The organism is Gammaproteobacteria bacterium (assembly GCA_035279405.1).
In the GTDB taxonomy this organism is placed as follows: Bacteria; Pseudomonadota; Gammaproteobacteria; order Natronospirales; family REEB76; genus REEB76.
The window spans coordinates 40371-49105 of record DATEHU010000052.1; the positions used below are offsets into that span (position 1 = coordinate 40371).

6 protein-coding genes are annotated in these 8735 nt (G+C 61.1%); 5 read left to right on the forward strand and 1 reads right to left on the reverse strand.

Features of this window, described 5'->3' with window-relative positions:
- The first annotated feature begins 14 nt into the window (after nucleotides 1–14).
- The 5 genes from VJR90_11015 to VJR90_11035 are packed head-to-tail and all read left to right on the forward strand — an operon-like array spanning nucleotide 15 to nucleotide 5983.
- Complete coding sequence (locus VJR90_11015; GenBank protein ID HKV97999.1) at nucleotides 15–1262, forward strand: TolC family protein; 1248 nt, start codon at nucleotides 15–17, stop codon at nucleotides 1260–1262.
- Nucleotides 1259–2299 (forward strand): efflux RND transporter periplasmic adaptor subunit, encoded by a 1041-nt coding sequence (locus tag VJR90_11020; GenBank protein HKV98000.1) that lies wholly within the window; start codon nucleotides 1259–1261, stop codon nucleotides 2297–2299. The genes VJR90_11015 and VJR90_11020 overlap by 4 nt, the downstream gene beginning before the upstream one ends.
- The gene (locus VJR90_11025) at nucleotides 2296–5385 is read left to right on the forward strand and encodes an efflux RND transporter permease subunit (protein ID HKV98001.1); all 3090 of its coding nucleotides are present in this window, start codon (nucleotides 2296–2298) and stop codon (nucleotides 5383–5385) included. The genes VJR90_11020 and VJR90_11025 overlap by 4 nt, the downstream gene beginning before the upstream one ends.
- Nucleotides 5386–5898 (forward strand): DUF2127 domain-containing protein, encoded by a 513-nt coding sequence (locus VJR90_11030; GenBank protein ID HKV98002.1) that lies wholly within the window; start codon nucleotides 5386–5388, stop codon nucleotides 5896–5898.
- Nucleotides 5861–5983, forward strand: a complete 123-nt coding sequence (locus VJR90_11035; GenBank protein ID HKV98003.1) for a hypothetical protein — start codon at nucleotides 5861–5863, stop codon at nucleotides 5981–5983. The genes VJR90_11030 and VJR90_11035 overlap by 38 nt, the downstream gene beginning before the upstream one ends.
- A gap of 108 nt (nucleotides 5984–6091) precedes the next feature.
- Here VJR90_11035 and VJR90_11040 read toward each other — a convergent pair.
- Nucleotides 6092–8735, reverse strand: a 2644-nt coding sequence (locus tag VJR90_11040) for a glycosyl hydrolase (protein ID HKV98004.1), incomplete at its 5' end; no start/stop codon positions are given.

Here is an 8735-nt window from a genome sequence, read left to right on the forward strand (position 1 = left end):
CGCTGCGAGTGGACGTGAGCAGGATTCATCTTCCGGGCCTCAAGCCGCATCCATTTGATCCGTCGAGAGGACTCGATGCCACGGATGTGGCGATTCTGGCGGTGGTGAACAATCCGGCGCTCAAGACCGCGCGCGCCCAGGCACAGGCCGGCGAAGCGCAGGCGTTCGTGGCCGGAATGTTGCCGGGGCCGCAGCTCAGCTACAGCCTGGATCATCCTACCCATCAGCCACCGCAGTACACCAATGCCCACAGTGCGGGGCTGGCCTACGACATCACGGCATTGGTGACGCATCCTGCTGCCGAGTCCGCAGTCCGGGCGACTGCGAAACAAATTGATCTCAATCTTTTGTGGCAGGAATGGCAGGTGGCCCAGCAGGCGCAGCTGCTGTATGTGGATTGCCTGAACAACAGCCGCAAGCTGGGTTTGCTTACGAAGCTGCGCGACAACATGGAAAGCCGCTATCAGGCAGAGCAGCGCGCTTATGCGGCCGGCGATCTGGCGCTGGCGGATCTGGGGCTGGGACTTGCCGCCTTGCAGAACGTACAAACTCTCGCGAGTACTACGGCCACGGCGCGCAACGCCGGCTGCCGCTCCCTGAATGAAATTTTGGGCCTGCAGCCGGATGTGGTGCTTAATTTGATGCCGGATAACGACCCCCTACCTACGCCTACCGCAGCGGTACTGCAACAGGATCTGGCAGAACTATCGCAACGGCGTCCCGATCTAGTGGCACTGCGATACGGTTACAAAAGCCAGGACGAAGAAGTGTGGCGTGCGGTGCTGGCGCAGTTTCCGGGCATCAGCTTCGGCATCAACCGCGCCCAGGACACCAGCGACGTGCATACCACGGGTTTCAGCGTAAGCATCAACTTCCCCTTCCTGAGTGGCGGCGCGGCGGCGGTGCACGCCGCCGAAGCCACCCGCGATGCGCTCTGGCAACAATACCAGCAGCGGCTGGACGCAGCGGTGAGCGAGGTACATCTCATCCATGCCGATCTCGGCGTGCTGGACCGGGAGCTTGCGCAAGCTGGTGCCAGCTCGGTGGATACACAGCAAATGCTGATCGGCGCGCGCAATGCCTATGAGCGCGGCGACCTTACGGCGCCGGCCTATTACGACATCAGCATTGCGATTCAGAATCGCAAGCTTGCCAACATGGACATCCAAGCCCAGCGGCAGCAACTGCGGATTGCCCTGGAAACCTTGCTGGGCCTGCCGGCTGAGGATCTTCAACACCCGGTAAATGAGAAGCAGCCATGAAACGTCCGTATCTATGCCTGTGTGTAATCGCCCTGGCTGTCGCATCGCTGGCGGATGCGGCCACGGCAGCCGGTGGCCCGGCAGTCAGTGCGCTGGTACAGACCGCGGCAGTGACCAGGCGCAGCGTGGCGGAGAGTATGCCGGTGTACGGCATAGTGGTACCCGAGCCGCGGGAAATTCTTACATTGGCCGCGCCACGGGAAAGCATCATTGCCGGGGTGGCGGTGAACAGCGGTGAGCGCGTGCACAAAGGACAGGTGCTGGTCACACTTTTGCCCACGCCCGCGAGCCGCATGGTCTTCGTGCAGGCAAAGTCGACGGAGCACGACGCTGCCACGGTGCTCACCCATACTCGCGCCTTATATAAGGAGCATCTGGCCACTCGCGACCAGGTGACCGCGGCAGAAAAGGCTCTCACCGATGCCCAGGCCGCGCTGGCCGCGGCGGAACAGGCGGGCGGTGGCGGTGCATTGCGCTTGCGCGCACCCGGGGACGCAGTGGTGACTGGCGTGACGGTGACTACCGGAGAGCGTGTGGCCGCCAACACCACTTTGCTCGTGCTGGCCATACGGGGCGGTCAGCAGGTACGGCTCGGTGTGGCTCCGGAACAGGCGGGCGCCGTACATGTCGGCCTGCCCGTGACGGTGACTTCGGTATTCGACACGCAGGTCACAGCCAGAGGAAAAATCACCGGCGTCGGCGGCATGCTGGATTCCGGCACCGGTCTGGTGGATGTGTTCGTACCGTTGCCGCGAACGGCTCAGGGTTTCCTGCCCGGCGCAGCCGTGCACGGAGTAATCATCCTGCAGGACAATCGCAGTCTGGCGGTGCCACGCTCCGCGGTGTTGCGGGACGGGCAGGGCGCTTACGTATTCATCGTCAGGAATCACATGGCGCATCGCGTCAACGTCAAGACGGGCGCCGACGACGGCACCTGGATAGCGGTCAGCGGCGACCTCAAGGCCGGTGACCAAGTGGTCACACTCGGCAATTACGAACTCACCGACGGTATGGCGATTCGGGAGCCGGCGCCTTGAATTTTCAGGCGTTCCTGCAACGCCATCGCCGCTCGCTGGTATTCCTGGCGGCAGCCTTGGTCATCGGCGGGATATTTGCGGCCGTCAAACTGCCGGTTGCCATGCTGCCGGACGTGCAATCACCGCGCATCCTGGTGTTGCTGGACGCCGGCGATCGCCCCGCTTCACAGATGGAATTGCAGGTCACGCGCCCGGTGGAAATTGCGGTGCGCTCCATTCCCGGCGTGAAATCGGTGCGCTCCATCACCAGCCGCGGCAGCGCCCAGATTTCAGTCAACTATGCCTGGGGGCAGAACATGTACCAGGCGCTGCTGGAAGTCGAAGCCAAGATCAGCCTGATGTTGCCGGATCTGCCGGCGGATACGCGCTTCACGGTGGAGCGGCGTGATCCTACCGAATTCCCGGTCATCGCCTACAGCCTGACCTCGAATACCGTGAGCCTGGTGGAGTTGCGTGACCTCGGGCTTTACCAGTTGCGGCCGCTGTTGTCGCGTGTCAGCGGCGTGGCGCGCGTCGAGGTACAGGGCGGCCATGAAGCGGAATACCACGTGGACGTGAATCCGGCGAAGCTGCGCGCTCTGCATCTGTCGCTGGCCGATGTGGTGAACGTGGTTTCCGCCGGAAATGTACTTACAGCTGTTGGACGGTTCGAGGATCACTACAAGCTCTATCTGCTGGTATCGGATACGCGCCTGCAGGACATCAATAAACTCAAGCAGGTGGTGCTGCGGCGCGGCGCCAATGGCATTGTCACCGTAGGCGACGTGGCCCAGGTGAGCCTGTCCACCGTACCCCAATGGATACGCATCACTGCGAACGGCACAAATGCGGTGCTGCTCAATATTTTTCAGCAGCCCGGCGCCAATACGGTGCAAATTGACCAAGGCGTCGAACAACTGCTGCAGACTTATAAGCAAAAACTCCCGCCGGATGTGCACATCAGCAAATGGTACGACCAGAGCGGGTTGATTGTGGCTTCCACCCACAGCGTGCGCGACGCCATTCTGATTGGTGTGATCCTGGCGGCGCTGGTGCTGTTTATATTCCTGCGCAATTACAAGATCACCATCATCAGCATTCTGATCGTGCCCTCGGCGATTGCCATATCCATCCTGCTCCTCTATGTATTAGGGTTGAGCTTCAATATCATGACCTTGGGCGGCATCGCCGCGGCCGTGGGACTGGTGATTGATGACGTAGTGGTGATGTGCGAGCACATCGTACGCCGGCTGCGTGAGAAACGTGAACAGCCGCCTCACGAGCGCATCATGTGGGCGGCCCGGGAATTCACCCGGCCGCTCATGGGTTCCTCGGCGTCCACCATCATCATCTTCATACCGCTGGCGTTCCTGGGCGGCATCACCGGCGCATTCTTCAAATCCCTGTCCCTGACCATGGCCAGCACGCTGGTGTTTTCGTTTCTGCTGGCGTGGCTGGTGGTGCCGGTGCTGGCGGGCTGGTGGCTCAGGGACAAGGACGGCCAACCGGAGCATTTTGGCTGGCTGGCGCGCCATGCGCACCGTTTCTACTTCTGGCTCATACCGCATTTGCTGCGCCGGCCGGTATGGCTGCTGGCCGGCCTGATTCCGCTGGCTGCGTTAGGTATTCTCGGTTATCACTACGTGGGCACCGGCTTCCTGCCACGCATGGACCAGGGTGGCTTCACTTTCGACTACATCGCCCCGCCCGGCACCTCGCTGACGGAAACCGACCGCATGCTGCGTCAGGTGGAGCATATTTTGCAAACCAACCCCAATGTGGAAAGCTACTCACGGCGCACGGGCACGCAATTGGGTGGCGGCGTGACCGAAGCGAATTCCGGCGATATTTTCGTGAACCTCAAGCCCTTCCCGCGGGAGCCCATCGAGAAGGTCATGAGCGAGGTGCGCGACGCGGTCAACGCCCAGGTGCCGGGCCTGCGGATTGATCTGTCCCAACTGCTTGAGGACATGATCGGCGACATGACCTCGGTGCCGCAGCCGGTGGAGATCAAGCTGTTCAGTGACAATACTGACGAGATTTTGCAGCTTGCTCCCAGGGTGGCCGATGCCATCAGCAAGGTGCCGGGCATCGTGGACGTGAATGACGGGGTGGTGGATGCCGGCGATGCTCTGGATATCCATATAAACCTGGTCAAGGCCGGATTGCTGGGCCTGGATCCCGCCGGCATCACACAGCAACTGGATACCTATCTTCAGGGCACGGTGGCGGCGCAGGTGCAGCAGGGTGTGAAGTTCGTGGGCATCCGTGTGTGGACGCCGCCAACGTTGCGCTTGCGCACCGGCCAGCTTGGCGAAATACCGATCCGTGCGCCGGATGGCAAAGTGTTCCCTCTGTCTGAAGTGGCCACCGTTACCACCGTCACCGGCCAGCCGGAGATTGACCGGGACAATTTGAAGCGCCTGTTTGCGGTCACCGCGCGTATCAGCGGCCGCAGCCTCGGCACCACCATCAGTGATGTGAAGAAAGTCCTGGCTACACCCGGACTGATTCCGAAGGGAGTGGATGTGCAACTTGGCGGCCTCTACAAACAGCAGCAGATTGCATTCCGGGGCCTGGCGATCGTGTTCGCCGCAGCCGTGGCGCTGATTTTCGCGTTGCTGCTGTTCCTGTATGAAGGCTTCCGGGTGGTGCTGTCCATCATGACTGCACCGCTCATGGCGGTGGGCATGGTGTTTTTTGCCCTGTGGATCGTCGGTATCGAACTCAACATCACCGCGATCATGGGCATGACCATGATTGTCGGCATCGTCACCGAGGTGGCGATCTTCTATTTCTCGGAATTCATGGAACTGAAGCACGCGGAAAACTTTGAAAAAGCACTGGTGGACGCGGGATTGAACCGCATGCGCGCCATCGCACTCACCACCCTGACCACCATCCTGGCTCTCTTGCCGCTGGCTTTGGACATCGGCCAGGGGGCCGCCATGCAGCAGCCGCTCGCGGTCGCGATCATCGCCGGCGAAGCGATACAACTGCCGCTGGTGCTGATCGTGATGCCGGTGATTTATTACCTGCTCATGGGTGGCCGCCGCCGTTTGCCAGGTGCGCCGCCGGGTCAACAGGGGTCAATGGAAATGACGTAAATGTTCCGTGCTGCATCCCTCGCAAGGAATCTGCATCGTCTCTTCTGGGTAACCGTCGTCGTTCACGGTCTGGACGGATTGCTGGAGATCATCGGGGCGAGTCTCATGCTGGTGGCAAGTCACGTGGATCTGGTCAATTTAGCCGTGTATCTCACGGCCCCGGAATTGGCGGAAGATCCGGATGATCTGGTTGCCAATTATTTGCGCCACGCCGTGATCCACTTGTCGGCAAATACCAAATCATTTGTCACGGTGTATCTCCTGTTCCATGGCTTGGTCAAGCTGTCGCTGATGATCGGAATAGTGCGCGGGAAGCTGTGGGCCTATCCGACTGCGTGTGGTCTTATAGGGCTGTTTGTCTGTTATCAGGCCTACCGCATAAGCCACACCCACTCAGTAGCCCTTCTGGTCTTCATGCTTATAGAGATGCTGACGCTGTATCTGATATGGCGCGAATACCGGCTGCGCATCCGCCATGCCGCAGCCGCTGGCGGTCGCGATCATCGCCGGTGAAGCGGTGCAACTGCCGCTGGTGCTGATCGTGATGCCGGTGATCTACTTTCTGCTGATGCGCGGCCGGCAGCCGCAGGCGGTATAAATTCTTGTGGGAGCGGCCGGCGGACCTATGGGTCCACGCCGCGATTCCGAATCATCGTGACAGAGACCGTCGCTCCCACAATTTTGCCGCCCACAATGCACAAGGCAGTCAGGGTTTCAGCAGCTCCTCCACTTGGTGGATGTCCTGTTGCAGCCTGGCTTCACCGGCGTGCGCCCGGCCGGAGAGAATCGCAAAGCCTTGCTCCTGGACCTGTGTCAACGGCATGTAGTTGATTTCGATGTCGTTGGCGAGCAGCGCCAAATGACTGCGTAGTTTCGGCTCATAGACAAGGTCGCCTTCGCTGGATTTGATCTTGAGCTGCACCAGGTCGGCAATGTCGCGGTCGAGTGCCGCCAGGGCGGTGCGCGCACGGCGTGTGGAGACCTTGCCGTCGGTCACGGCTTTTTGCAGCGCAGTGCGTGCGCCTATCGCCTGGTTGAGCTTGTTGTTCAGGCTGTCGAGCGTGTCATGGATCTGCATGAGCAGATGGAAACGCGCCTGCAATTGCTCCGGCGTGGTTTTGAGTCTAGGATCCAGCCGCACCTCGAAGGGCTGTTTCGACACCGTGCCGTGGTAGTCGAGCACGGAAAAATAGGTGCCGGGCAGGACATCCGGACCGGTGAGCTGGTCGTCATAGCCGTCATCCACGAAGGGCGGATGAAAACCGGTGACCTCGATGGCATCCGGATAACGCAGATTCCACTGGAAGCGGTTCATGCCGGGGTGCAATTTCGGCTTTGCTTTCTCGTCCTTCTTGGCGGGCAGCGGCAAGTTGAAGCTGTTGATGACCTTGCCCTGCGCGTCCGTGAAGCTCAGTTTCACCTGGGTATGACCGTCATAGTCCGCGGGCAGGTTGAAAAATACCGTGGCGCCCGGCACGTGGTTCTCGCCTTCGTCCGGCCGCGTGAACTCGCCGAGCGAGCGCTTGACCAGCCAGGTCTGCTGCGGGGCGAAGAGATACGCCTCATCGCTCGCAGCCTGCGCGGTACCCAGCTGTTCGAGGAATTGCAGATTGTCCATTACCCAGAACGCGCGGCCGTGCGTAGCCAGCACCACCGCATGCTGGTCCGGCTGGATGGCAATATCGCTGACGCGTACCGCAGGCAGATTGAGCGCGAGCGACGCCCAGTGTGAGCCGGTGTCAAAGCTCACGAATACCGTCTTGCTGGTGCCGAGGAACAGCAGGCTGGGATCATTCGGGTCCTGGCGGATGCTTTCCAGATACTGGTCATCCGCCAGCCCGGAAGTGAGCGCGGTCCAGTGCTTACCGTAGTCGGTAGTCTTGTACGCATAGGGCCTGAAGTCGTCCCATTGGTAACGGCTGGCGGTGAGATACGCGGTACCGGGATCGGCGTGCGAAGCCTCGATGCAGGTCACGGTGGACCAGGTCGGCAGACTCGGCGGCCGCACCGGAGTCCAGTGGCCGCCGTTATCGGTGGTCAGATACACGAGGCCATCGCCGGAGCCGGTCCAGATGATGCTGTCATTGATGGGCGAAACCGCCATGGCGGTGATGGTGGGAAAGACCTCGGCGCCGGAAACATCCGCGCTGATGGGGCCGCCGGGGCGGCCCTGGGTGCTCTTGTCGTCGCGCGTGAGATCCGGGCTGATGACGGTCCAAATCATGCCGTAATCCAGGCTGCGCAGCACGTATTGCGCGCCGATCAGCAGTTTCTGCGGATTGCCGGGCGCAAACAGGATCGGATGGTGAATCCAGCCGAAGCGGTATTGGAGCTTCTCGGCGGCCGCGCCGTCGTAGTAGATAGGCGCGGGTGTGATGCTTTGCACCACGCCGGCGCGCCGATCGTCGCGGAACATCAGCGCGTAGTAGCCGCTCGCATAGGTGATCCACGGGGCATCGGGCTGCGGCACCACCCAGCTGCTTTCGCCACCGCGCACGTCCTGCCAGGCGGTTGTCGGGATGCCGCCGTCGGGCACCGCGCTCGGCCCTTCGGTGGAGCCTTCGTCCTGCTGGGCGCCGTAGATGTGGAACGGAAACTGGTTGTCCAGGTTCACGTGATAGAACTGGCCGGTGGGCTGGTTGTGCTCCTGACTCCAGGTCTTGCCGCCGTCCTGTGTGACCGTGGCTCCGCCGTCATTGCCCTCGATCATGATCTGCGGATTATAGGGATTGATCCACAGCGCATGATTGTCACCGTGAGGCGTGTGCAGTTTGCTGAAGGTTTTGCCGCCGTCGTGCGATACCCAGAGCGCGGCAACCTGCGGCGCATACACGGTGTTCGGATCCTTGGGGTCCACGAACAGTGTCGAATAATAGAAGGCGCGCTGCGTCAGGCTCATGGAGTTGTTGACCAGGGCCCAATGTATGCCGGCGTCGTCGGAACGGAACAATCCGCCGGCTTCGCCCTGATATTGGGCCTGGATGATGGCGTACAGAACATCGGGCTGGCTGGGCGCGATCGCCAGACCCACGCGGCCGAAGATGCCGGTCGGCAATCCCGCGCTGTGCGTGATGTTCGTCCAGGTGGCACCGCCATCGGTGCTTTTATAGATGCCGCTGCCGGATCCACCACTCGAGAGTGTCCAGGGCCGGCGATAGGCCTCCCACATCGCGGCATACAGAATCTGAGGATTGGCCGGGTCCATGGTGAGATCAATGGTGCCGGTCTCGTCGTTGACGTAAAGAATCTTTTTCCAGGTTTTGCCGCCATCCGTGCTTTTATACACGCCGCGTTCGGAATTGGGTGCCCACACGTGACCCATGGCCGCGACATACACGATGTCGGGATTG

Coding starts and splice junctions, on each gene's coding strand:
- VJR90_11020 (HKV98000.1), top strand. CDS start 1,259: ATGAAACGTCCGTATCTATGCCTGTGTGTAATCGCCCTGGCTGTCGCA.
- VJR90_11030 (HKV98002.1), top strand. CDS start 5,386: ATGTTCCGTGCTGCATCCCTCGCAAGGAATCTGCATCGTCTCTTCTGG.
- VJR90_11035 (HKV98003.1), top strand. CDS start 5,861: ATGCCGCAGCCGCTGGCGGTCGCGATCATCGCCGGTGAAGCGGTGCAA.